Source organism: Gemmata obscuriglobus, assembly GCF_008065095.1.
In the GTDB taxonomy this organism is placed as follows: Bacteria; Planctomycetota; Planctomycetia; order Gemmatales; family Gemmataceae; genus Gemmata; species Gemmata obscuriglobus.
This window is the reverse complement of sequence record NZ_CP042911.1, coordinates 446,030-471,755: the sequence shown is the minus strand read 5'-3', so window position 1 is coordinate 471,755 and position 25,726 is coordinate 446,030. Positions and strand designations below refer to the sequence as shown.

Here is a 25,726-nt window from a genome sequence, read left to right as displayed (position 1 = left end):
CACAACTCCTTCTGGAGTTCCCAATGAGTTACACGCTCCGTGACCTGCCCCTGCCCGTCAAGGTGGTGGCGACCGTGTTCCTGCTCGCGGTGGGCGCCGGGTACTCGTCGGCGGTGCTGCAACTGCACATCCAGGACTCGAAGTCCGGCAAGCCGATGCCCACGCCCGAGGACGTGGTGCTGAAGTTCACCGGCAAGAAGAAGTTCGACCCCAACGCGCCGCCCCCGGAGTCACCGGCATCCCGGCTCGAGGCGCTGATCGTCGCCCAGACGGAAGAGATCAACGGCAGCACGATGGCCGGCGCGTTCACCGCGCACGACCGCGGGCCGAAGCACCTCAAGTTCTCGGAGCACGTCAAGGCGCGCCCGGAGGCCGAGGTGCGGGCCGAGCGCAAGGGCGAGCAGCGGGTGCTCGTGCAGTGGATCCGCACGCCGGACGCGGAGCGTAAGGCGGCCTACGAGGCCGACAAGTTCGTGCCGCCCGCCGGCAAGACGCCGAAGGCCCTGACCGCGGGGCTGAAGGACGGCGACGCGGTCAAGATCAAGACGCTGATCGACTCCCGGTGCGTGACGTGCCACTCGAAGGGCGGCGAGAAGGAGGAGCCGGCGCTCGACAGCTACGCGGGGCTGATGAAGTTCGTTCCGCCCCCGCCGCCCCCGCCGCAGCCCGACAAGTACGGCTACATCAAGGTCGAGGAGCCGATCAGCATCAGCAAGCTGACGCAATCGACCCACGCCCACCTGCTGAGCTTCGCGGTGCTGTTCTCGCTCACGGGGCTGATCTTCGCGCTGAGCAGTTGGCCGGCGTGGATGCGCGTGATCGGCGGGCCGTGGGTCGTGGTCATGGTGTTCGCGGACGTGTCGATGTGGTGGCTCGCCCGGCTGTGCGACGAGTACGGGCCGTTCTTCGCGATGGCCGTGATCCTCACCGGGTTCCTCGCCGCCGTCGGGCTGTTCGTCCACATCGCCGGCAGCCTGTTCACCATGTACGGGCTCAAGGGGCGGGTGGTGATCGGGCTGCTGTTCGTGGTGGGCGCGGTCGCGGGCGGGGCGTTCGTGACGAAGTTGCTCGTGCCCGCCCTGCCGAAGCCGAAGGTCGAGGACAAGCAGGCCGCGGACCCGGAACCGGACGCGGGCAAGCCCGAGATCAAGAAGCCCGAGGTCAAGAAGCCTGAGGACAAGAAGATGGAAGACAAGAAGGAACCTTTTGTTCCGGTGGTGGTCACGCCCAAGAAGCCGATCAACGAAATCGACCGGCTGTTGACGCGGCCGCTCGATCCCGCGGGCAAGCCGGTTCCGCTGACCGAGCTGAAGTTCGCGGGGGGGGAAGACGGCGGCATGATCCGCGCGTTCTTCGACAAGGAAAAGAAGTACGCGGACGCGATGAAGAGCGGCTCGCCGGCCGAGCAGGACAAGCTCAAGGCCCAGCGCCAGAGCGACCTTAATGCGCTGGTCGCGTGGGCGCGCAGCCCGGACGCGGTGCGCAAGAGCAGCTACGAGGCCGACACGTTCGAGTTCCCGGGCGGGGGCGACAAGGCCGTCACGCCGGACTTCGTGAAAGACGGTAAGGTGAAGATCAAGACGCTGATCGACAACCGGTGCGCGACGTGCCACGCGCCGGGCAAGAAGCAGGAGGATTACCCGCTCGACAGCTACAAGGGCTTCTCGGCGTACCTGGCTGCGTTCGACGCGCCGGCTCCGAAGGACGAGAAGGACGGGAAGGCCGAGGCGCCCGCGCCGGTCGAACCGAAGGCGGTAAAGCCGGTCGACCCGATCCCGCCCGCGAAGGACGATTGACGCGGTTCGCGCGGAACCCGTGTGGTGTCTGGGGTGTGGTCCGCTCACTCCGCGAGCGGTTGCGATGTGGCCGGTGCTGCGATTCGTAACCGTGATCTGACGCGCGAAGCACCGCTCGCGGAGCGAGCGGGCCACACTCCAGACACAACGCGAGGGCGGCTAATTTTTCTTGAGCGGCTGCCAGTCCTTCTTGCCGTCCTTTTTGCCCCGCATGCCGCCGAAGCCGCCGAACTCGCCGTATTGCGTGGCTTTATCGGATGCGTTCCAGGACGCGCGGGTGTCGTTCAGCCGGGCGCAGACTTCGGCCAACGCGCCGTAGGTCGCAGCCAGCAGCTCGCGCTCGTGGCGGAGACGCGGTCCCTCGCCCGGGCGCTCCGTCGGAGGTCCGGCCAGTGGGGCGAGCGATTCCACCGACTCTTCGAGCGTCTTGCGCGCCAGGGACAACTTCCCTTGCGCCGACAGCACGCTCGCGAGTCGATAGCGTGTGAACCCTAGTTCGAGGTGCGCATGCGCCGGCGGGACCACCTCGGGGTCCGTGAACGACACGATCGCTGCATCGTAGTTCGCCGCAGCCGCGGTACGGTTGCCGCCCTGCTCCGCGGTCCAGCCGGCCCGCACCCTCACCGACCCACTCAGCCACTCGCGCCCTTCGGCCAGTTCGGCGGCGCGGCGGAGCGGCCGCTCGGGGTCCTGCGGGAACACGCCCGGCGGCGCGGTCAGGTACGCCATCACCAGTTCGGTCCGCATCCCCTCGTTGTCCTTGTTGTCTCGGACGAGCGGCTCCAGGAGCGTCACCGCGCGGTCGAACGCGGCCGCCGCCTTCTCGGGCCGCCGCAGCCACATATGGGCCTCGCACACCCGGCGCGACGCCTTGGCGGCCTCGAACTGGAGCCGCGGGGTCGGCGGGTTCTGCTCCACGAACTTGTCGTAAAACGCGAGCACCGCTTCGAGGATCGCGGCCTTGTCGGCGGCGAGTTCGGTGTGCGGGCCGCCGGGGCCGCCGTCCTGGCCGTCTTTGGACCCGTCCTTCGGGCCGCCGAACGGTCCGTCCTTCGGCCCGAACCCGCCGAACGGCCCGCGGTGCTCGGGGCCGCGCCCGCCGATCGGCCCGCGCGGGATGGGCAGCCACGATCCGGGTTGGCCGCTCGCGCTGGCCACCTCGAACACCTTCTCCATCGTGTCCAGCGACAGCTTCAAATTCGCCTCGAGCCGAGCCGAAAGCGCGACGGCCTCGGCGGTCGCCCGGTCGGCTTTGGCCCGCGCTTCCTCGGCCTCCTTGCGCCGGTCCTCTTCGCGCGCGAACCAGACCCACCCGGTCACCGCGGCCAGGGCCAGGGCTGCGACTGTGGTGGCCGTCAGCGAGGCGACCGCGGGGTTCCGCCGGCACACGCGCCACACGCGCGCCGGGAGCGACAGCCGCCGGGCCTTGATGGGCCGGTCGTTGAGGAAGGCGTCGAGGTCGTCGGCCAGCTCGCGCGCGCTGGGGTACCGGGCCGACGGCTCGCGGGCCATCGCCTTCAGCACGATGGTTTCCAGGTCCCGGGGAATATCGGGGTTGAGCGCCCGGGGCGGCGGCGGGTCCGCGTCAGTCACTTGCTTGACGAGGCGCGCGGGCGAGTCCGCGGAGTAGGGCGGTTCGAGCGTCAGCAGCTCGTACAGCGTGGCCCCGAGGCCGTACACGTCGCTGCGGTCGTCGGACCGGCCGCTCAGCCCTTCGGGCGGCACGTACTGGAGCGTGCCCAGGATGTCGCCGGTCGCGGTGAGGCCGTCGGCGTTCATCAGCTTCGCGAGGCCGAAGTCCGCGACCCACACGCTCGCGCCGTCGAACAGCAGGTTCGCGGGCTTCACGTCGCGGTGCAGCACGCCGTGCTGGTGGGCGTAATCGAGCGCCTCGGCCGCCTGGAGCCCGGCCCCGGCAACGAACCGCCAGTCGCCGTAGTTCGGGCCGTCCGGCTCCGGCTCAACGGCCTCGTAAGGCGGGGCCGCGGCGGGCTTCGTCCCGGGGCCGTGCGCGAGCGTCTCGCGGGCCGCTTCGGCACTCCTGCCGAGCTGCCGCCGCCACAGGCGGACGAGCGCGTGGAGCCCGCACCCGGGGATCAGTTGCATGACGTAGTACGGCAGCCCGTCCTGCTCCCCGACGCCGAACACCGGCACGATGTTCGTGTGGTGCAATTTGGCCGCGGCCTGCGCCTCGCGCACGAACCGCTCGCGCCGGGTCCGGTCGAGCTGGGCGTGCCGGGCGAGCACCTTCAGCGCGACGGGCCGCCCGAGCGATTCTTGAACCGCCTCGAACACCACCCCCATGCCGCCGCGGCCGAGTTCGCGCACGATGCGGAAGTCGCCCAGGCGGTCCGGGAGCGACGGCTCCGCGCCGGGGGTGCGGAACCGCTTGAGCAGTTCCATCTGTGCGACCGCGGGTAGCAGCTCGCGCAACTGCTCCGCGTGGTCGGGGTGGGCCGCCGCGTAGGCGCTCACGGACGGGTGCTCGCCCCGCCGGAGCCGGTCGGCGAACTCCTCGGCCAGCACGTCCACGGGGTCGCGGTCGTCGGAGAGCATGGGGCACCTGTCTCGGGCGGGCCGGAGCGGGGCGCGTCACCCGGTGAACCCGGGGATCGTTTCCAGAATCTGTTTGAGCCGGGCCAGCGCCCGGACGTACCGCTTGCTGGCGGCCGCGGGCTGCACCCCCAGTAGGGAGGCCGTTTCGGTGTTGCTCAGCTCCTCGAAGTGCCGCAGGGCCAGCACCTCGCGGTCGAGCGGGTCCATCGCCGCGAGGGCCTGCTCGAGCCGCGCGAACGACTCGGTGCGGGCGGCGGCGTGGCTCGGGCTGCTCCCGTTCCCGAGCAGGCACGCGGCCAGGCACGCCGAGTCGGCGGCGGTCGCGCCGCGGTCGATCGAGACCTCCTGACCGATGTCGCGCTTCTGAGCCAGGTGCTCGCGGTGGACATCGGCCAACCGCTGCCCCACGACCAACCGCAGCCAGCCGAAAAACGGCTGGTCCGGCTTCTCGAAGTAGTGGTCGATGCGCTTCAGCGCGTCGATGTACGCCTCTTGCAGCACGTCCGACGGCGAAACGCGGCCCGTGAGCCGAGGGTCCAGCCGCAGTTGCACCATCCGGCGCAGCTTGTCGCGGTGCTTGGCGAACAGCTCGGCCAGCGCCGGCTGGTCGCCGCCGCGCACCCGGCCCAGCAGGTCCGCAATATCCTTTTCGGCTTCCACGGCCATCAGCACGCCCTCGTCGGTCTCATGAATTAAACGCCGCCGGCCGAGGGCCGCGACCGCGGGCCGGCCCATGAAAAGGTTCTGAGCACGGGTCGCGACGCCGAACGCCCACCGTTTGTCATTATGCCAGGGAACGCGATCCGTTGGGCGACCGTTTCGCCCCGGATCAGACCTCTCCCGCGCTGCGGAGAACGTACATGTTTTGGCTCTCGAAGGTGTTCGCCCCGGCGGTCCTGGTGATCGGGATCGCGGGATCGGCGGTGGTGGTGATGGCGCAACAGGACGGCGCGGACGACAATCAGCCCCCGTTCGGCAAGGGCGGTCCGGCGTTCGGTAAGGGGCAACCGCCGTTCGGCAAAGGTAAAGGTGAAGACAAGAAGGGCGACAAGAAAGGCGACCGGAAGGGCGAGGAGAGGAAATTCGAGGAGAAGAAATTCGAGAGGAAAGGTGACGAGAGAGGCGCGTCCGGTCCGAAGGGGCCGGCACCGAAGTCCGACGCGGTGGTAGACGCGTGGGTGGCAACGCTGTTGAGCAAGATTACCGATCCGCATGACACGGTGCGTGACAGCGCCCGCGGGGCACTGGTGGCGGTCGGGCCGGCGGCCCTGCCGGCGCTGCAGAAGCTGGCCGACGGGGACGATCCGGCGAAGGCGGTCGCCGCGCGGAAGCTGATCGGGGCGATCCACGGCCGCGGTCCGGGTGGCCCGGCCGCGGGACCGAGTGGGCGCGGCGGGCGCGGCGGCTTCGGACCAGGCGAGCCGGGTGGGCGAGGCGGGTTCTCCGGCCCGGCGGGTCCGGGCGGGCGCGGCGGGTTCGGCTTCGGAGCCCCAGGCGGGTTCGGCCCGGGTGGGCGTGGGCCGGGCGGCCCCGGCGGGCAACCGGGTATGAGGCCCGGCGGGCGCGGTCCCGGTGGGCCGGGCGGTGAGCGCCGCCCCGGCCGCGAGGAAGAGGAGCAGGAGTTCGAAATCGCGCCGCAACCGCGCGTCCTTGCGATCCACTGACCGAATCGGCGGGCGCCAGCCCGCTGACTCGCCGCGGCCCCGGGATCCCCTCCCGGGGCCGTGTCGTTTGCGGCCGCACGATCGTTGGGGCGGCCGGAGCAAACTCGAACGGTCGTCCGCGGCCGGCTCGTACCGCTCCGCGAGCGCGATCAGCGCGTCAGCTCCTCGAAGGTCTTGTTCAGGATGGGGTACTTCTTCCAGTCCTTGTAGTCGAAGTGCCACCATTCCTCCTCATACACCGTGAACCCCTCGGCCTCCATCGCTCGCCGCAACAGGTCGCGGTGCCAGCGCTGCTTTGAAGTGCCGCCCATGTAGTCCGGGAACGCGCGGTCGGAGAACTCGTCGTACCCGCTCACCACCTCGATCGGCTTGCCGGTCTTCAGGTCGTACAGGGCAAGATCGACCGCGCACCCGCGGTTGTGGCGCGAGCCCTTCGACGGGTCGGCGACGAAGCCGTGAAACTTCTCGGGTGTCGCGTCCCAGAACATCTTCGTGACGTGCCACGGCCGATACGCGTCGAACACCAGAAGCCCGTACCCCTGCTCCTTCAGCGTCGTGTGAACGCGCGCGAGCGCCGCGGCGGCCGGCTTCTGCATGAACGCCTTCGCCGACGTGTAGAACGGGGCGCTAAGGAAGTTGTTGTCGGTCGCGTACCGGATGTCGAACTTCACGCCCTCGATCGTGGCGAGGTCGATCAGATCGGGCTTGAGGAACTCGCCCTTTTCGACGGGCGGTGTCGCGGCCAGTGCGCCCTTGCGAACCTCCGCGAGCGGCTTGGTCGGCTTCACCTTGAACGTCTCGCCGTTCTCGCCGTCCAGTTTGCGGCGGTCCATGACCACGCTCGCGCACGTCACCTTCGTCGCCCGGCCGGTCTTGTCGCGCGAGAACACGAGCTTCTCGCCGTAGTACATCCCGCGGTCCGGAGGGAACGCGAACACGTCGTCCGATTCCTGGGTCAACGGGTCGATCTCGGTCAGCTCGATGAGCGCGTGGAGCTGGCCGTCTTTCTCGTAGATGATGAGCGGCAGGTGATCCCAGCCGTACTCGCCGATCAGCCCCGCGAACTTCCCGGGGGCGTCCGCGGGAGCCGCGGCGCGGGGCTTCTCTTTCTCGAACGTAAACTTCCCGATCGCGAGCTTGCCATCAGTAAGGGTGTACCGGGCGCCCCACGCGGTCACGTCATCGGCGACGAGACCGCCGGGCGCTTTCCGGAGTTCGATGCGGGAGCCGCCGCGGCCCGATTCCACGAACAGCCGGCCGAAGGACTCGGACAGGTCGAGCCACCGGTCGCCGCTGCGGTAGCGGCCGACCAGCGCCCGGGTCTCTTCGGGCTTCAGCGGTTCGCTGGTTTCGATCGCCGGTAGCGGTTTGCCGGCCTTGGCCGCGACCGCGAGCCGCAGCAGGTCGTTCGCGATCCGGGTGACGACAGCGTTGGACGAGTCGCGCGACGACACCACGACCACCCCGAGCTTCTCACCCGGGAGCAGCGCGAACTCGGTCGCGAAACCGTAAATGGCGCCACCATGCCCCACACGCTTCTTACCGTCGAGTTCGCCGAGCACGAACCCCAGGCCGAACTGCCGCAGGGCGTCGTTCTCGGAAAACTGCGGGCTCAGCATCTCCTTGATGCTCTCGGGCTTCAGGAACGCCTTATCGGCCACTTTTCCGTCCGCGAACAGGCACGACTGGAACTTCGCGAGGTCCAGAACGGTCGAGTACATGCACCCCGCGGGGGCCGCGCCCAGCTCGAAGGTCGGCGCCGGGAACTCCTTTCCGTGGTACGTCCACATCACCGCGTCCGCGAGCCCTTTTTTGACCCCGGCGGTGGGAAGGAACGAACTCGCGTTCATCCCCAGCGGGTCGATCACGCGCCGCTGAACGTACTTCTCGAACTGCTCCTTTTGCGACTGCTGGAGCGTGTACCCGACCACCCCGATGGCCGCGTTCGAGTACTTCATGCGCGACGACGGCGGGTACACCAGTCCGATGCCGTTCATGCTCAGTACCGTCTTCTCGAGGCTCGGCTCCGAAGGGTCGAAGTAGTTCCCGGTTGGTGGTTCGCGGATCAGACCCGACCGGTGCGACATCAGCATCCGCAGCGTGATCGGCTTTTCGCCGTCCCTGTAAGACGGCTTGAACTCGGGGACATACTTCGCCACCGGCGCGTCGATGTCGAGCTTGCCGTCTTCCACCAACTGCATCACCGCGACATCGGTGAACAGCTTCGACACCGACCCCACGCGGTACACGGTTTCCGCGGTGGCCGGGGTTTTACGCCCGCGGTCCTGAAACCCGTACCCGGCGGCCCAGACCACCTTCTGATCGTCCACCAGCGCGACCGAGAGCGCCGGGAGCTTCTTGTCCCCGACCTCGTGCTCGATGAGCTTCTCGGCCTCCGCCACGGCGGCCCGGTACGGCTCCGCGGCCGGCACCGACGGCTGGGCGTGCGCGCGGGGCGCGAGCGCGCAGCCGACGACAAGAGCAACGAGGCAGCGCATGTGTGCTCCAATCAAAAGGCGGACCGATGGTATTTGCAATCGTCCGGTTCGTCCCGGTATACTACCAACTCACCGACCGGCCCCACCCGCCCCGACGAAATCCCATGCGACCGCTTCTCCTTCTCGCATGCGCCCTTTGCCCAGCAACCGCCCGCGCCGCCCCAGAGCCGCCGGTCGATTTTGCCCGCGACGTTCGCCCTATCCTGTCGAACCAGTGCTTTCAGTGCCACGGGCCGGACGAGAAGACCCGCAAAGCGAACTTGCGCCTTGATGTCCGCGAGGCGGCGCTGAAGGCCGGGGCGTTCGTGCCCGGGAAACCGGACGCGAGCGAGATCATCACGCGCATCTGCACGACCGAAGACGAACTGCGGATGCCGCCGGCGAAGCTGAAGAAGCCGCCGCTCACCGGACGGCAGATCGCCACGCTGAAGCGGTGGATCGCGGAGGGTGCGAAGTACTCCGGTCACTGGGCGTTTGCACAACTGACCCGCCCGGCGGTGCCGGACGTTGGCCCCGCGGCACGAAACGTGATCGACAAGTTCATCCTCGCGCGCCTCGCGGCGGAACAGGTGGCGCCTGCCAAAGAGGCGGACCGCGTCACGCTGATCCGGCGCCTCTCGTTCGACCTCACCGGGCTCCCGCCCGCTCCCGAAGAGGTGCGAGCTTTCGTGAACGATGAGGCGCCTGACGCTTACGAGAAACTGGTCGACAAGCTGCTCGCGTCCCCTCACTTCGGCGAGCGCATGGCGGTGTGGTGGCTCGACCTCGTGCGGTACGCCGACAGCATCGGCTACCACAGCGACAACCCGATGAACGTGTCGCCGTACCGCGACTACGTGATCCGCAGTTTCAACGAGAACAAGCCGTTCAACCAGTTCACCGTTGAGCAACTCGCGGGAGACCTGTTGCCGAACGCGACGCTGCAACAAAAGGTCGCCAGCGCGTACAACCGGCTGCTGCAAACGACCGAAGAGGGCGGGGCGCAGGCGAAGGAGTATATCGCCAAGTACTCCGCCGACCGCGTCCGCAACTACGGGCAGGTGTGGCTCGGCGGCACGCTCATGTGCGCCGAGTGCCACAACCACAAGTTCGACCCGTACACGCAGGCCGATTTTTACTCCGTGGCGGCGTTCTTCGCCGATATCCAGGAGCCGGCGGTGGGCGGGCGCGGCCCCGGGACGCCCATCATGACCGCGGAGCAGGAAAGCGAACTGAATCGCCTCGTGCGGAACGTCCGGATCGCGTCCGCGAAGCTCGAAGCCGCAGCAAAGGCGTTTGCGGCTGATGACGACGCGTTCGCTGACGTGGAGAAATGGCCGAACCCCGCGACCGTGAAGAAGGAACCCGCGCGGGTGGTCGTTTCGGCAGACGTGAGGGCGATTCTGGCAAAGTCGCCCGATAAGCGCTCGTCCGCGGAAGTCGGGCGGCTCGCGGTGTTCGCTCGCGACAACGCGCCCGACTTCAAGGCCGATCGCGACGCGCTCGACGGCGCGACCGCCGCGCGAGCGGCGTTCGACAAGACCATTCCGCGCGTTCTCATGACGCAGAGCGGCCCGCCGCGCACGGTCCGCGTGCTGCCGCGCGGCAACTGGCTCGACGACAGCGGGCCGGAGGTGAAGCCGAACACGCCCGCGTTCCTGCCACCGCTCCCGCCGCTCCCCGCGGGCCGGGCGCGGTACACGCGGCTCGACCTCGCGCGCTGGACCGTGTCGCCCGAGAACCCGCTCACCGCCCGCGCGACTGCGAACCGGCTGTGGCGTGTGTTCTTCGGGTACGGCCTCGCGCGGTCGCTCGAAGAAACCGGCGTTCAGGGCGAACTGCCGACACACCCGGAACTGCTCGACTGGCTCGCAACCGAGTTCGCGGCCAAATGGGACGTGAAGGGCTTGGCCCGGCTCATGGTTCTCTCCTCCACCTACCGCCAGTCGTCGGCGGAGACGCCGGCCGTGCGCGAGCGCGACCCCATGAACAAGCTGTTCGCGCGCCAGACCCGCCAGCGCCTCGACGCCGAGTTCATCCGCGATACGGCGCTGCGCGTGAGCGGGCTACTGAACCCGCAGGTCGGCGGCGCGAGTGTGAAACCGTACCAGCCTGCGGGGTACTGGGCGGCGCTCAACTTCCCGGCACGCGAGTGGCAGAAGGACGCCGGCGACAAGGTGTACCGCCGCGGCATGTACACGCACTGGCAGCGGTCCTTTCCGCACCCGGCGATGGTCGCGTTCGACGCTCCTAGCCGCGAAGAGTGTACCTGCGACCGCCCGAAATCGAACATCCCGCAGCAGGCGCTCGTGCTGCTCAACGACCCGGAGTTCGTGGAAGCGGCGAACGCCTTCGCGGCGAAGACGCTTCGAGAAGGCGGGGCCGGCGATGGGGCGCGAACGGCGTGGGCGTTCGAGCGGGCCACCGGACGGGTACCGAAGCCTGAAGAGGTTCAGGTGCTGACGGGCGTACTGAACAAGCACCGCCGGCAGTTCGCCGCGAAGCCCGACGAGGCGAAGAAGCTGCTCGCGGTCGGCGACGCGGCCCCGCCGAAGGACGCCAAGCCCGAAGAGCTGGCCGCGTGGGTGAGCGTATGTCGTGTCGTCCTGAACCTGCACGAGACGATCACGAGGCCGTGAGGGAGTCAGCGATGAGCGCGTCATACGCACCGCCGCCGCGCGGGTTCGGCACCTCGGCCTGGGGCGTCGCACTGCACGCGGCGCTTCTGTTCGGGCTGTTCGTCCTTTACGTCATTTACGTGCCGCCGGCGGCGCAGGTCTTCGACCGGTACGCCCTCACGCTGCCCAAGGCCACCCGGTTCGTTGTGAGCCTTTCGACTCTCGTAGCGGACTACTGGTGGGCGCTGGGGCTCGCCGCCGGAGCGGCACTGGCCGCGGATTTCGCTGCGATCTGGGCGCTGCGGCGAACCGGTGCGGCTCAAGCCGTCGTGTTGATCGCGACCGTCGCGCTGTTGCTCGTCGCTTACGGTGCGCTGACCGTCTACGCCGTCGAGTACCCGAAAGAGAAGTTGCGCCAGGCTCTGACCCGCTGACCCGCCCCGCCGGACCCTCGCCATGAACGCCGATCTCCTCGCCGCGATCCGATTGCACCAGCGCCGCACGTTCCTCACACAATCGTGCCGCGGAGTCGGCGCGCTCGCACTCTCCTCGCTGCTGCCACAGGCCGTTGCCGGGGCTACTCCGCCGCCGCGCGGCGTGGTTACGAAGCCGCACGTCCCGCCGAAGGCCAAGCGGGTCATCTTTATGGTGATGGCCGGCGGCGCCAGTCACCTCGAACTGTTCGACCACAAGCCCGAACTCGCCAAGCGGCACGGCCAGCCGATGCCCGAGAGCGTGACCAAGGGCCAGCCGATCGCGCAGCTCCAGGGGGCAAAGCTGACCTGCTTCGGCCCGCAGTGGGGCTTCAAGAAGCACGGCCAGAGCGGACAGGAGATGAACGAGCTGTTCAAGTTCCTGCCCGAGGTCGCGGACGACCTGTGCGTGGTCCGCTCGTGCAAAACGGAGGCGATCAACCACGACCCGGCGCACACGTTCATGAACAGCGGCTCCAGCGTGTCGGGCCGCCCGAGCATGGGGAGCTGGCTCACCTACGGCATCGGGAGTGAGTCGGCCGACCTGCCCGGGTTCGTGGTGATGACCTCGAACGGCCGCGGCGGGCAGAACCAGCCGATCGCGTCGCGCCAGTGGTCGGCGGGGTTCCTTCCGGGCAAGTTTCAGGGCGTGCAACTGCGGGGTAAGGGCGACCCGGTGCTGTACCTGACCAACCCGCCCGGGGTGGGCGCGGAGCAGCAGAAGGACGTAATCGACGCGGTCGCACGCCTGAACCAGATGCAGAACGCGGCAGTGGACGACCCCGAGATCGCCACCCGCATCGGGCAGTACGAGCTGGCGTTCCGGATGCAGACGAGCGTTCCCGAACTGATGGACCTGTCAAAGGAGCCGGCGAAGGTGCTCGAGAGCTACGGCACGAAGGGCGCGGACGGGTCGTTCGCGGCCAACTGCCTGCTCGCGCGCCGGATGGCCCAGAAGGGCGTGCGGTTCATCCAACTCTACCACCGCGATTGGGACCACCACGGCGGGGTAAAGGACGGCATCAAACTGAAGATCGAGGAAATCGACGCGCCGCTGGCCGCACTCATCAAGGACCTGAAGCGGCTCGGGATGTTCGAGGACACGCTCATCGTGTTGACGGGCGAGTTCGGGCGCACGCCGATGTCGCAGGGCGGGAACGGCCGCGACCACCACATGAAGGGGTTCAGCGTGCTGCTCGCAGGCGGCGGCATCAAGGGCGGGGTCAGCTACGGCGCGACCGACGAGTTCGGGTACAACGCCGAGGAGAAGGTCTTCCCGGTTCACGACCTCCACGCAACGATGCTGCACCTGCTCGGGATCGATCACGAGCGGCTCACGTACAAGTTCCAGGGCCGCGATTACCGGCTTACCGATGTCCACGGTCGAGTGGTGAAGGAGATCCTGGCGTAGCACCGGCGGGGCGGGGCAAGTCGCTGAGCCGAAGGCCCGCGCGACAACGGACCGGTAGCCCGTGCGCGTGCCGACCGCGGGGGCGCATTTCAGCCGCACCGCAAATCGGCCGCGCTGCGTTTCGTCGCGGGTGCACGTTTCCGCCCCGCGACGTATCTGACTTGTGCGCGGTTGCCTCAAATCTGTTCGCGTCCTACGGCTGAGCGTTCCAGCCGTATGCACATCACAGAAGCCCTTGTACAACTTGGTCGCGTTCCCGCACCGAGCCGGGCTTCGGAGTTTCACAAGGCGCTGCCGGACATTGTGGTACAGGCGATGCGCGACACCCGCACCGTGCTCAAGTCGTGCGAGTGGCCCGGGCGCCGCTCGTTCCGCCTGGCGACTTGCGGCATTCGAAGTTTCACCGCCCCGCGCCCAAACACTCCCAGGCGAGCCAGCCCTTCGCGGCTTTTAAGCGCACGCGGGCGGTGTGCCACGCCATCACCTCCCCGACCACTTCCGTGCGTGCTTTGAGCCATTCGAGGGTGACCTGTGCTTCGAGCAACTCGGCCCCGGGCTGGTTCGCTTCGCGCTTCTTCACGGCGTCTGTTCGCTGCGCGGCCCAGAGGTCGAGCCGGTCACGCGCCAGTTGCACCTTCCGCGCCTGTGCCGTCAGTGACACCACCGCGGCCCGCGTCTCGTCCGCGACCGCCCGCTCCCGCGCTTCGATCAGGTCCGCGAGCTGTTTCCTGCGCACCTCAAGTTCGGACAGCGTTTCGGCGCTTGCGCTGCGACGCAGTAATCTGGCCAGCCCCCGGGGCGGGGGAGGGGCGGAACCGAGCAAGGGGTTGGTTCCCCGCAAGTGCTCTCGCGCGAGTGGAAGTGCGTCCGGAATCAGGCCCGCGTGAAGCGCGCGTAGCCCGCGCAACTCTGGCCGATCCGCGAGCGCGGCGGTCACTTCCTCTTCGACGTGAGGCACCTCCGTTTGGATGCCGAAGTCCCCGCTCGGCCACAGCCGCTCGCTCACCGCCGGCTGTCCCAAGCGGCGTTTCAGGTCGATGTTGAGTAGTGCGCTGCCGGCTTCCGCCTGCTCGAGCTGCGTCAGCATCTGGACGCGTTGCCGCTCCAAATCGGCCGGGTCGAGGGGGAACCGCACGTTCGCGGCCCTTGCGCCCTTCGCCTTATCGAGTAACTCGTCGAGGCGGGGAAAGGCCTCCCGGAGGAAGTCCGTCTGGCCCTCCACGGCTGCGAGCTGAAAGAACCGCTCCGCGGCATCGGCCGCCGACCGGTTCCGTAGCTCGAGCGCCGCACAGAACCGCAACACGCGCTTCAATTCGTCGGTCCGGCGTTCACACGCGGCGGGGGCACGCCCCTCTTCGTCCAGCGCGTTTGCGGCCGGTGTGTGTTGCGCCGCGAGTGCCTGGCACGCCGGCTCGGTGAGGCGCCGGTAAGCGATTTCGGCACTCGCGCTGATGGGCTTGATGGGCGTCCGCGCGAGCCGGCTCACATCGGGCTCGACCCGGTCGGGGGCGGCGAGCGGGAGTTCGGGAGCGTTCGCTGCGACAGTAGCCCGCGGCGCGAAGGCGGGCGGAGCCGGCGCAGGCGCGCGGCACCCGGCGGCAACGCCGAACGCGAGCGCACACGCTCCGAGCACCACACGCATACCGCCTCCCAATCAAGTCCGTTCTCCTTTACATCGGACGAATCAATGGCGCCGTTTGAGCCGATCGCCCGAATCGCGCCGATTACCCCGGTGATGAGTTCCGCCGGCTGTGAAGCTGGGGTCTGCTGGAAATTCGCCCTTTCGCCTGAGTTCGTCTTGACGGCCTAGTCTGGTCAGTCTACTATCAGGCCATTGTAAATAGACCTCTTGGTCTACGCTTCAGACCCTTCGACGGAACGTCCGCTCTCAATATTACTTAGAGGGCGGCGTTTTTCTGATGGATGACACGGTGCGAGAAGCGAATGCTTGTGAAGAGCTGCACAAGCACCCGATCCGCGGGTTGAGTGACCCGGCGGTGGGGCTATCGGAGATCGCGGTCACCCGGCGCGAGCAGATCCTGGATGCGGCGGAGGCCATCATCGCCGGCCACGGCATCCAGCACCTGTCGCTCGGGCGGATCGAAGAGCGGGCCGGGATGAGTCGCGGGCAACTGACGTACTACTTCCCGACCAAGGAATCGATCCTGCTCGCGGTCCACGACCGGATGCTGCGGCGGATGATTAGCGAGTTCCAGAGTGAGGACGGGCCGAAGCCGCAGACCGGCCGCGCCGGGGAGTGCTTCCGGTTCGCCTTGGAGCGGCACCTCGCCCCCGCGTGGCCGACGCCCCCGGCACAGAGCCTCCTCAGCATCCTGTTCACGTTTCTCGCGCAGACCGGGCACCGCGAGGAGTACCGCAAGCGGCTCGCCCAGTGGTACGCCGAGTGGCGTTCGTTCATCGCCGCCGATGTGGCCGGGAGCGTACCCGAGCCGCGGTTCGCCCCGCCGCGGGTGGCGGCGGCACTCGTTCAGGCTCTGATTCACGGGTTGGACGTGCAGCTCATGATGGACCCGGAGGCGTTCGACCGGACGGAGATGCTCGGCGCGGTGACGAAACTGTTCGCACCACTGTTCGCGCCGGTGCCCGATTCACCCACCCCCGGCGCGCCGGGGAGCGAGGGCTAACGTATGGCTGTTTCGACCGAACCCGGGCCGAGCGCCTCGATGAACGGCGACCTCGTGAACCGGGTCCAGCAACTCCGGCTCGACAACCAGATCGGCAAGGGCGGCGCGGGCGTCCGCGGCGGCTCGTGGCTCCCGTGGGTGCTGTGCGGGCTGCTCGCGGCGGCGTGGGCGGGCGTCGGCGTGCGGTCGTACCAGAAGGGCGGGCAGCGGGCCGACGACGCGCCCGCCGGCGCAGCCCCCACAACCGCACCGGCCGCCGGCAACGCTCCGGCGTCGCCCGGCCCGGCCCGCGGCCCGAGCACGCCGGAGGTCGAGGCCGGCGCGCTGGTGACCCAACTGAAGGGCAACGTGATCCCGTCCCTTCAGATCACGGTCAGCCCGCGGGACGTGGCCGCGGAAATCACCGAGGTCTACTTCGTCGAAGGCAAACGGGTGAAAAAGGGCGACCGGCTCGCCACGCTGCTCGATCACCTGTACGCGAACCGGCACAACACGGAGGTGGCGTCGGTGGCCGCCGCCGAGGCCCAGGTGACGCGCGCCGAAGCCGGCTTGATCGGGGCCGCGGCCAAGGTGGCGAAGGTAAAGTCCGCACTGGCCTCGGCCGAGGCCCGGTTGACCCGCGCGATCGCCCTCCAGGGGCGCGCCACCAAGGACTTCGAGCAGGCGCAGCAGCAGCGGGTGGGCGGCGGCATCTCGCTCCAAGATTACCAGAGGTTTGACGCCGACAAGCAGGCCGCGGACGCCGACCGCGTTGCCGCCGAGGCGGACATTCAGGCCGCGAAGCGCGAGATCGAGGCCGCCGAGGCCGACTCCAAAACCGCCGACGCGACGGTACGGTCCGCCAAGGCCGATCTGAGCGCCGCGAAGGCCCGCTGCGACGAGGCCAGGCGTCTGGTCGAGAACTGCGTGGTTACGGCGCCCATCGACGGCACCATCCTGACGAAGTCCGCGGACAAGGGCGCGCTGGTGAGCCCGAACTCGTTCAACGTCGCGGCCGGCATCTGCCTCATCGCGGACCTCGCGAAGCTGGAGGTGGAGATCGACGTGCCCGAGCGGCAAGTGACCAAAATCAGGCCGGGCCAGCGGTGCAAACTCCAGGCGGACGCCGACCCGAACCGGGAGTACCGCGGCGTCGTGGACCGGGTGATGCCGATCGCGGACGACACCAAGAACGTGGTGAAGGTGCGCATCCGGGCCTACCTGGCGAAGGACGAACTCGACAACGACCGGGACGCGTTCCTGAAGCCCAAGATGAGCGTCACCGCGACCGTGTACGAGAGCCTGTTCGAGCCCTCGCCCGCGACCGACCTCCAGTGGGGCGACGAGGCGCAGCGGGCTGCGGCCTGGGGCAAGGCGTGGCCCGGGAAAAAGTGACGCTGGACGAGTGACGCCGCAACCGCACACGAGGAGCCGATGACCACTTCCCGCGCCATCGTGCAGGTGCGCGACCTGCACAAATCGTTCACCCGCGGCACCGAATCGATCCACGTGCTCCGGGACCTCACGCTCGACGTGGGCGAGGCCGAGTTCTTGGCCCTGATGGGGCCGTCGGGGAGCGGCAAGACGACGCTCCTGAACCTCATCGCCGGGCTCGACACGCCGACGGACGGCAGCATCACCGTCGGCGAGAACGTCATCTCCGCGATGTCGGAGAGCGAGCTGGCGCGGTGGCGCACCCGGCACGTCGGGTTCGTGTTCCAGTTCTACTACCTGCTCCCGGTGCTGACGGCCTATGAGAACGTCGAGCTGCCGCTGCTGCTACTCAACCTCACGAAGGAGCAGCGGCGCAAGCAGGTGGAGACGGCCCTCGGCCTGGTGGGGCTCACGAACCGCATGGACCACCGCCCCGGGCAGCTCTCCGGCGGCCAGCAGCAGCGGGTCGGCATCGCCCGCGCGATGGTCACCGACCCGACGCTCATCGTCGCGGACGAGCCGACCGGCGACCTCGACACCAAGAGCGCCGACGAGATCCTCCAGTTGATGGAGATCCTGCGCTCGCAGTTGGGCAAGACGATCATCATGGTCACGCACGACCCGAAGGCCGCCGGCCGGGCGCAGCGCACGCTGCACCTGGAGAAGGGGCAACTGGTCCACGACACCGCTGCCGTGCACGCTTAGTTCCTGGGATTCGGTGTTGAGCATTTGGCGACCTGTAACTCGCGACGGCGCCCGGCCGCGATAACGGCTGAACACCAGACACCAACAACCGAATACCAACACCCAAACACCAAAACATCATGTTCGGCATGCCGATGGAAACGGGCGGGTTCGGGTACGACACGTCCATGCTCCAGCTCGCCGCTTACATGTTCGGCGCGCTGGTCGGGCTGATCGGCGGCGGGATCGCCCTGGGCACGATCACCCTCCCCGCGTTTTTCTTGACGTTGTGGAACTTCGAGCTGGCGACCGATGAGGCCCGACCGGTACTCCGCTGGGGCGTAATCGGGACGTGCAGTTTAGTTTGTTCAGGGTGCTTTGCGCTGCAGCCGGTGCTGACCACGCTGCCGATGCCGGCCGCGCTGTTGGGCACGCTGTTGAAGTTTCTCGGGTATCTGTTGGTCGCGCCGACCGCGGCCGCGCTCCTCGGGGCGTCGGTACCGCTGCTCCCGATGTTCCCGCGGCGCCTGCTGCTCATGATGTTCCGCGGGCTGCGCCGCAGCATGCTCCGCAGCTCGCTCACGTACCTCGCGCTGTTCGTGCTCACGCTGGTGCTGTGCCTGATCTACGCGGTGCTGTACATGATCGGGAACGCCACCACCGAGAAGGAGGCGAACTTCAAGGCCATCGTCACCCACAAGACGATCATCCCGAGCCAGATGCCGCCGGGGTACTACGAGGAGTTCAAGCGGGTGTGCCTGGAGGAGCTGCCGCCGGAGATGCGCCCGGCGAACGGCGACAAGGACATCATGAGCTGGTCGTTCATCCTCGGCACCACCGACAAGGTGAACATGCGCAAGGACAACATGGTGTTCCTGTTCGCGCTGGAGCCGAACAAGGTTACGACCATGATGGACGGCCTGGACGAACTGACCGGCCAGGAGAAGGAGCTGCTGGACCGGGCGTGCGAGGCGATGACCAAGAACGACAAGGCCATCGTGATGAGCAAGAGCCGGCTCAAGGCGCTGAACAAGAAGGTGGGCGAGAACCTCAAACTGAGCGGGGTGAACTACCCGAACTTGGTGTTCGACTTCACCATCATCGGCGAGCTGCCCGACGGCAAGTACGAGGGCGTCTCGTTCATGAACAAGGACTATCTGCTCCGCCAGATCGACGCCTACGAGCGGGACCGAACGGCCAACCCGAAGGGCGAAAAGCACCCGATGGCCGAGAAGTCCATCAACCTCATTTGGGTGCGGCTCCCGACCAAAGAAGCGTTCGAGGTGCTGAGCCAGAAGGTGAACGATCCCGCGAAGTTTAACAAGGTGCCGATCAAGCTCGAAACGGCGTCCAGCGGCATCGGCACCTGGCTGGGGGCGTTCAAGGACATCTTCTGGGGCATCAAGTTCATCCTGGTGCCCGCGATGATCGGAATCATGAGCCTCGTGGTCGCCAACGCGCTGAGCATCTCGGTGCGCGAGCGCCGCACCGAGATGGCGGTGCTAAAGGTGCTCGGGTTCGCCCCGCGGCACGTGCTGCTGATCGTGCTCGGCGAGGCGCTGCTGGTGGGGTTCCTGGGGGGCGGGATGAGTGCGCTGATGGCCTACGGGCTCTTGGGGAACGTGAAGTTCCAGATCATGTTTTTTGGAGCGTTCTTCGTGCCCGCCAACGCGCTCGTCTACGGCCCGGCCCTGGGAATGGCGGTGTCGTTCGCGGGGTGCATCGGTCCGGCGCTGGCCGCCAAGAACGTGAAGGTGGCCGAGGTGTTCGCGCGCGTGGCGTGAGGCCCGGTCGTCGCACACGGCTCTCGTCCCGCGCCGTGCCCCGGCGCGCTCAAAGTAAAAGGTACTGCACAGGCTTCCGCGCCCGGTACGGGCGCGGTCCGCGTCGCGCGGGGTGCGAGCCCCAAGCCACCGACAGAATTTCAGGAACCCGCACCGATGACCGACGCCCCTGCGACGCCCGAACCGACCGAGGCCCGGAAGGGCCGCGCCCGCCTCGCCGGCGAGAACCTGAGCCTCGACCGGGGCGGCGATGGTTTCGGCCGGCGGCTGGTAAAAACGTTGGCCCGGTTCTTTCGTACCATTTTCAGCCTCGTCGGAACCCTGTTCGTTATCGGGTTCTCGCTGCTGCCGCTCTCGGCGCTGCTGATCGCATTGCCCGCCGTGGCGCCCAACGAGGCCGTGCTCACCGACTCCATTCGTCCGGCGCGGTCCCGGCTCGCGCGCACCTTCCGGCGCGCGTTCGCGCTGGGCGCGGGGTTCGTGGTGCTGATCGCGCTCACGGCGTTCGCCATTGAGGTGGTGTCCCGCCTCCCGCTGCCGGCCGGGGGGCAAATGGGCACGCTGGCGAAGAAGGTGCTCGGCTTCGCGGTCACGGACTTCGTCCCGGACGACCCGCAACCGGCCGAACTGCCCGAGGGCAAAACGTGGCTCACCACGCCCGAACTGCTCGACAAGGTGCGGTCGCTGCAACAGGCGGCGAACCGCCAGAACCTTAACCCGCGCGACAAAAAGGACGCGAGCGACAAACTGGCCGAGACCGAAGCCGAGTTGGAGGAGCGCGCCCCGAAGTCCCCGAAGCTCCAACTGCTCCGAAACCCGCGCCTCGCCCCAGTGCTGGGCGTGCCGCTGTGGAAGCTGCTGCCGCTCGCCCTGGTCGAGCAGTGGCCGTTCGTCCTGCTCGTCGTGTACGGCACCGACCTGCTCCTGCTGTTGCTCATCGGCAAGGTGCCGCTGGCGTACAACTTCCGCTACCTGTGGGTGCGCCGCCGGGACACCGCGCTCACCGCGGTGGCCTTTACGGTCGTGGTCGCGCTCGTGGTCGTGCTGCTGGCGTTCGTCAACGGGATGTACAAGCTGAACGAGACCACGGGCGTGCCCGGGAACGTGCTGGTGATGTCCGAGGGGTCCACGGACGAGTTGTTCAGCAACCTCGCGCGCGGCGGCGAGATCGACAACGCCATGCGCACCAACCTGACGGCCGACGAAAAGGGGCGGCCGATCGGCGGCGGTAAGGGCGTCGGCGTCGCCCGCGGCACGTTCGGCCCGAGCGGAGCGTTCGACCGGTTACCGGCGGACGCCCCGCGCGACCTGCCGGGGGCCACGTACCTGCACAGCTACGAATCGTACATCGTGATGAACCAGGCGATCCCGCCCAAGCCGGGCGAAACGCCGAAGCGGCGGTTCGTGCAGATGCGGGCCTTTCAGGACGTGCGGCTCGGCGGCGCCGTTCACAACATCGACCTGGAGCCGGGCGGCCAGTGGGTCTCCGGGACGGGCGTGGAGCCCGGGTCGAAGGCGCCGGACGGGCGCGAGTACCTCCAGTGCTGCATCGGCGAGGGCGCCGCGGCCACGCTCGGCGAGGACGCGGGCAAGGCGCGCCTCGCGGTGGGCGACACGTTCGAGTTGGGCGACCGCTGGTGGAAGGTGGTCGGGCTGATGCGCACCCGCGGCACCACCTACGGGTCAGAGGTGTGGGCCGGTATCGAGAACCCCGTCGTGCGCGCCACCGGTAAGGGGGACAAGTACACCACGCTCGTGCTCCGGATGGCCGACGACTCCGCCGCCTCGGCCCGAGCGATGGCCTACTTCCTGAACGAGGTGTACGACCAGGCCAAGCTCAAGGCGTTCTCGGAGCCCGACTACTACAAGGAGCTGACGAAGACCAACGAGCAGTTCCTCACCGCGATCGTGATGATGGCGGTCATCATGGCGGTGGGGGGCATCTTCGGGGTGATGAACACCATGTTCGCCTCGATCGCCGCCCGCATCAAGGAGGTGGGGGTGCTGCGCATCCTCGGGTTCAAGCGCTGGCAGATCCTCATTTCGTTCATGATCGAGTCGCTGGCGATCGCGTTCGCGGGCGGGCTCCTGGGCTGCCTGTTGGGGCTGTTCGCGAACGGGTTCGAGGCCGCCAGCACGCTGTCCGGTGGCCAGGGGGGCGGGAAGAGCGTGACCCTCACCATGCAAGTGGACGTCCCCATCCTCGCGACCGGAATGTTGTTCACACTGGTGATGGGGCGGCTCGGCGGGCTAGTGCCCGCGCTGTCCGCGATGCGGATGGAGATCCTGGACTCGCTCCGTTAGTGGGAGCACCCCCGGTTCGAATACCACGATGAATGATGCGGTACTCGAACGAGATCAATCAAGAACCCAGGCGATAGTAACGCCTACGGTCCAAGCGCCAGCAGGCTTCACACCAAGTCCGATTGAAGAGTACCGGTAATTGGGAGCGCCACCCGCCGGCTGACACCGGCGGTTCGACGAGCCACGGTCGAACCGCCGGTGTCAGCCGGCGGTTGTAATCTACGCCCTTGCCGAGCGGTTATTCTTCAACCAGATTCGGTATCACACCTTCCGCAACGCGATCGTGAGCGGCTGACCGTCAATCTTCGCGGTCGCGTTGTGAACACCGGTGCCCGCGAGCGGCTCCGCGCGCCACTGTGTGGCCTGAACGGCGGTGGCGATGTTCGGGCCGTGCTCAGCGATCGCCTTCGTCAGTTCCGGCGTGCTCGCGGTCAGGTGCAGCTCGATCTTGTCGAGCAGATCGAGCTTCGCGTCTTTGCGGGCGTTCTGCACCTGACGGATCACGTCGCGCGCCAGCCCTTCCAGCTTCAGGGCCTCGGTCACGGTCGTGCTGACGGCAACCTGGACGCCGCGGTCCGCGACCCCGGCCCAGCCCGGTTGCCCGGCGTGCTCGATGTTGAAGTCGGCCGCAACCAGCTCCACACCCGCAACCGTAACCGGCCCCTTGCCCAGATCGCTCGCGAGTTTAGCCGAATCCATCGCGGCCAATTCGGCCTGAGCGGCCTTGAGGTTTGCCCCGAGTTTGCTCCCGGCGACCTTCTGGTTCAGCTTCGCGGAACCGACGAGCAGCGGTCCGGCACCGGCGTCGTGCAGGCGCACCGCCTTCACGTTCAGCTCGTCGAGGATCAAGTCGCGGAACCGCTCGGTGGCCCGCTTCTCAGCGTCTGCTTCGGCCGACACGACCAGTTCCGCGAGCGGCTGGCGCACGTTGAGCTTCGCCTGCTGGCGCGACGCGAGGCCCAGCGAGATCACCCGCTGAACGGCCGCCATGTCTTCGGATAGCTGTGCATCGATAAGCGTCCTGTCTGCGTTCGGGAGGTCGCACAGGTGAACGCTCTCGGAGTCCGCGGGCAGCCGCAGGTTCTGCCACATCACCTCGGTGATGAACGGCACGCACGGCGCCAGCAGCTTGCAAAGCGTCGTGAGCGTCGTGTACAGCGACTGGTACGCCGCCTGCTTGTCCTTGAGCCCCGCGGCGTCCAGGTCGGCGTTCTTGCTGTGCAGTCGATCCTTGTTGCGACGAACGTACCAGTTCGACAAATCGCCTTCGATGAACTCCTCGGCCTTGAGCGCGAACGTCATCACGTCGTACTTGGAGTACGCTTCGTGCGCAGTCGCGATGAGCGATTGCAGGTTCGAGAGCAGCCACCGGTCGATGTCGGGGCGCTCGCTCACCGGCACCGCGGGCGCGGCGGGATCGAACCCGTCGCCGATTGCGTAGTTGCAGAACATCGCGTAGGTGTTCCACAACTTGAAGAACACCCGGGAGCGCACGTCGTTCGCCGGCTCCGGCCCGAAGTTCAGGTTGAGCGCCGGGTTCTGGCGGCAGTACAGCCACCGCATCACGTCCGCCCCGATGGCGCTGAACGGGAGCGTGCCGCCCTTCGGGTTCACGATCTGGCCGCCCTCGTCCGCGGCCGACCGGAACTCGATCGAGTTGCCCGCCGTCTTGTGCATCTCGTGCCCGAACTGGTCGCGCACCAACCCGTGCCCGAGGAGCGTTTTGAACGGCGGCTTGCCGTCGCTCATCATCGTGGACATCGCCAGGAGCGCGTAAAACCAGTTGCGGAACTGGCCCGGGAAGCTCTCGGTGATGAAGTCGGCCGGGTACCACTCTTTTGGCATCGTGGAGAACGCGACGATGCCCGCATCGAGCCACGGGTTACCCACGTCCGGCACGCGGCTCATGCGTTGCCCCAGGTGCTTCGCACTCTCGATCTTCACCTTGTCGATCCACGGCCGGTGCGGGGTGTGGCCCTCGAACTCGGACCATCCCTCAACGGCGCGAGACTTCAGCTCCTCGTAACTGCCGATCACCTCGAAGTCGGTCGGGTCGTTGTCGTTCACCCAGACCGGCAGCGCGAGCCCCCAGTAGCGCTTCTTGGAGATCATCCACGAGCCCATGTTCCAGAGCCAGTCGCGCTCGCGGGCCTTCCCGTTGATGCTCTCCGGTAGAAACTCGACCTGGTTCACCACCTTCATGATGTCGCCGCGGAAGCCCTCTTCCGTGTGCTGCGGCCCCATGTCGATGAACCACTCGTCCACGAGCCGGTACAACAGTTCCGTCTTGCACCGCCAGCAGTGCGGATAGCGGTGGACGTAGCGCTCCACGGCGAACAGGCAGTCTTTCGCCTTGAGCTGCTCGAACACCGCGTCGGCGGTAGCGGGATCGACGGCGTTCTTGCCCACGAGCGGCCCGAAGCCTTCAACGAAGATGCCGTCGTCGCCGATCGGCGCCACGGGGGGCAGCCCGTTCTGCTTGCCCCACTGGTAGTCGATCGCACCGCACCCCGGCGCGGTGTGTACGATGCCCGTACCCTCGGTTTCGGTCACGTCCTTCCCGCCGCTCACCACCTTGTGCGACTGCGCGGCGGTCTTCGCGGGCCAGTGGCCGCTCTGCTTCGTGACCTTCGCCACGTCCTCCGGGAAGCCGTACTCGTGGTTCTGCGCCGGGAGGTCGTCGAACGGCCCGACGTACTCCAGGTCCATCAGTTCCGCGCCCTTCACCTCGCCGACGACTTCGTAGGTCTCGCCCTTACCGGCCTTCACCTTGAAGTGCTGCTCGATGGTGACGAGGTTCGGCACCTCCTTGAGCCACGGGCGCTTACCCTTGCTCCCCGCTTCGCCCTCGTCGGCGTCGGCCTCGCCGCCCCCGCTCCCCTCCATCCGGTTCAGCTTGAACGCGCCCTTCGCGACGTAATAAACCTCGTCCTTCACCTTCACCTTGAGGTAGGTGAGTTCGGGGTTGATGGCGGCGCCCACGTTGCTCGTGAGCGTCCACGGGGTCGTGGTCCACACGAGCAGGTTTTCCTTCTCACGAGCCTTCAGCGGGAACTTCACGAAGCACGCACGGTGCTCGACGAGCTTGTAGCCCTCTTTCATCTCCTGCTCGGAGATGCCCACGCCGCACCGCCCGCACCACGGCATCACGTCGTAGCCGCGGTTGATGAGCCCCTTGTGGTGGCACTTCTTCAGGAACGACCAGATCGTGTAGTTGTTCACCTCACTCATCGTGAAGTACGAGTGGCGGTCGTCCGGCTTCTTGGCCCAGTCGGCGTCGGTGCGGTCCCAGTTCATCCAGTACCCGAGCCGGATGCTCTGGTCCGTCTGCACGCGCGCGAACTTGTTCACGCGGTCCTTGCAGGCCTGCACGAACCGGTCGATGCTCGCTTCCTTGTCGCCCGGAACGAGGTTCTCGATGTCGCGCTTGCTCTTGAGCTTCAGCTCTTTCTCGACCTCGACCTCCACCCACAGGCCCTGGCAGTCGAACCCCTGCTGGTAGCGGAGGTCGTGCCCGGTCATGGCGAAATAGCGGTTGTACACGTCCTTGTAGGTGCGGCCCCAGGCGTGGTGAACGCCCATCGGGTTGTTCGCGGTGATCGGGCCGTCCAGGAAGCTCCACTTCGGCTTGCCGGCGTTGATCGCTTTGCGCTTTGCGAAAATGCCGTTCTCGTCCCAGAACTTCAGAATGGAGCGTTCCAGCGCGGGGAAATCGACGGACGACTCGACCTTCTCGAACGGCATGGCTCAATGACCTCGCAACGGTGTGCAACTCCTCCATTTTACGACGGACACACGAACCAGCCATGCGGCTCGCGCCAGCGCGGAAATCAACGCACCTACAGCCCGATTTGATACATGCGTACACTTCGATTAAGTTTGAGCGAACGGGCCGGTTTCC

The 25,726-nt window shown here is 67.6% G+C and carries 15 protein-coding genes; 10 read left to right on the top strand and 5 right to left on the bottom strand.

Annotated features, from left to right (window positions below; translation table 11 throughout):
- The first annotated feature begins 23 nt into the window (after window positions 1-23).
- On the top strand, window positions 24-1,796 hold the full coding sequence (locus GobsT_RS02045; protein ID WP_010045724.1) for an MFS transporter: 1,773 nt from the start codon (window positions 24-26) through the stop codon (window positions 1,794-1,796).
- Between the two features lie 159 nt (window positions 1,797-1,955).
- On the opposite strand, the gene GobsT_RS02040 is transcribed toward GobsT_RS02045, so the two are convergent.
- Entirely contained in the window at window positions 1,956-4,352 is a 2,397-nt protein-coding gene (locus GobsT_RS02040) for a serine/threonine-protein kinase (protein WP_010043630.1), read from the bottom strand.
- A 36-nt stretch (window positions 4,353-4,388) separates the two neighbouring features.
- Entirely contained in the window at window positions 4,389-5,087 is a 699-nt protein-coding gene (locus GobsT_RS02035; protein ID WP_010043632.1) for a sigma-70 family RNA polymerase sigma factor, read from the bottom strand.
- Window positions 5,088-5,212: 125 nt separating this feature from the next.
- Here GobsT_RS02035 and GobsT_RS02030 point away from each other — a divergent pair, with 125 nt between their 5' ends.
- On the top strand, window positions 5,213-6,016 hold the full coding sequence (locus GobsT_RS02030; protein WP_010043634.1) for a hypothetical protein: 804 nt from the start codon (window positions 5,213-5,215) through the stop codon (window positions 6,014-6,016).
- A gap of 149 nt (window positions 6,017-6,165) precedes the next feature.
- Here GobsT_RS02030 and GobsT_RS02025 read toward each other — a convergent pair whose 3' ends face one another.
- The gene (locus tag GobsT_RS02025; protein ID WP_010043637.1) at window positions 6,166-8,514 is read right to left on the bottom strand and encodes a serine hydrolase; all 2,349 of its coding nucleotides are present in this window, start codon (window positions 8,512-8,514) and stop codon (window positions 6,166-6,168) included.
- A gap of 104 nt (window positions 8,515-8,618) precedes the next feature.
- Between GobsT_RS02025 and GobsT_RS02020 the strand changes: the two genes are divergently transcribed.
- The 3 genes from GobsT_RS02020 to GobsT_RS02010 are packed head-to-tail and all read left to right on the top strand — an operon-like array spanning window position 8,619 to window position 12,995.
- Window positions 8,619-11,132 (top strand): PSD1 and planctomycete cytochrome C domain-containing protein, encoded by a 2,514-nt coding sequence (locus tag GobsT_RS02020; protein WP_010043640.1) that lies wholly within the window; start codon window positions 8,619-8,621, stop codon window positions 11,130-11,132.
- A gap of 11 nt (window positions 11,133-11,143) precedes the next feature.
- On the top strand, window positions 11,144-11,545 hold the full coding sequence (locus tag GobsT_RS02015; protein WP_010043643.1) for a hypothetical protein: 402 nt from the start codon (window positions 11,144-11,146) through the stop codon (window positions 11,543-11,545).
- A gap of 22 nt (window positions 11,546-11,567) precedes the next feature.
- A complete protein-coding gene (locus GobsT_RS02010) occupies window positions 11,568-12,995 on the top strand; it encodes a DUF1501 domain-containing protein (protein WP_010043645.1) in 1,428 nt (475 codons plus the stop codon).
- Window positions 12,996-13,395: 400 nt separating this feature from the next.
- Here GobsT_RS02010 and GobsT_RS02005 read toward each other — a convergent pair whose 3' ends face one another.
- A complete protein-coding gene (locus GobsT_RS02005) occupies window positions 13,396-14,637 on the bottom strand; it encodes a TolC family protein (protein ID WP_010043647.1) in 1,242 nt (413 codons plus the stop codon).
- Window positions 14,638-14,926: 289 nt separating this feature from the next.
- On the opposite strand from GobsT_RS02005, the gene GobsT_RS02000 reads away from it, so the two are divergent.
- The 5 genes from GobsT_RS02000 (at window position 14,927) to GobsT_RS01980 (ending at window position 21,825) form a co-directional block, all read left to right on the top strand.
- Window positions 14,927-15,640 (top strand): TetR/AcrR family transcriptional regulator, encoded by a 714-nt coding sequence (locus tag GobsT_RS02000; protein WP_162097380.1) that lies wholly within the window; start codon window positions 14,927-14,929, stop codon window positions 15,638-15,640.
- A 3-nt stretch (window positions 15,641-15,643) separates the two neighbouring features.
- Entirely contained in the window at window positions 15,644-17,014 is a 1,371-nt protein-coding gene (locus GobsT_RS01995; RefSeq protein ID WP_010043650.1) for an HlyD family secretion protein, read from the top strand.
- A gap of 39 nt (window positions 17,015-17,053) precedes the next feature.
- Window positions 17,054-17,758, top strand: a complete 705-nt coding sequence (locus GobsT_RS01990; protein ID WP_010043651.1) for an ABC transporter ATP-binding protein — start codon at window positions 17,054-17,056, stop codon at window positions 17,756-17,758.
- 119 nt (window positions 17,759-17,877) lie between these two features.
- On the top strand, window positions 17,878-19,521 hold the full coding sequence (locus GobsT_RS01985; RefSeq protein WP_010043653.1) for an ABC transporter permease: 1,644 nt from the start codon (window positions 17,878-17,880) through the stop codon (window positions 19,519-19,521).
- A gap of 156 nt (window positions 19,522-19,677) precedes the next feature.
- Window positions 19,678-21,825, top strand: coding sequence for an ABC transporter permease (locus GobsT_RS01980; protein ID WP_010043656.1), 2,148 nt, complete (start codon window positions 19,678-19,680; stop codon window positions 21,823-21,825).
- A gap of 261 nt (window positions 21,826-22,086) precedes the next feature.
- Here GobsT_RS01980 and GobsT_RS01975 read toward each other — a convergent pair whose 3' ends face one another.
- Entirely contained in the window at window positions 22,087-25,569 is a 3,483-nt protein-coding gene (locus GobsT_RS01975; protein WP_109571347.1) for an isoleucine--tRNA ligase, read from the bottom strand.
- Window positions 25,570-25,726: the final 157 nt, after the last annotated feature.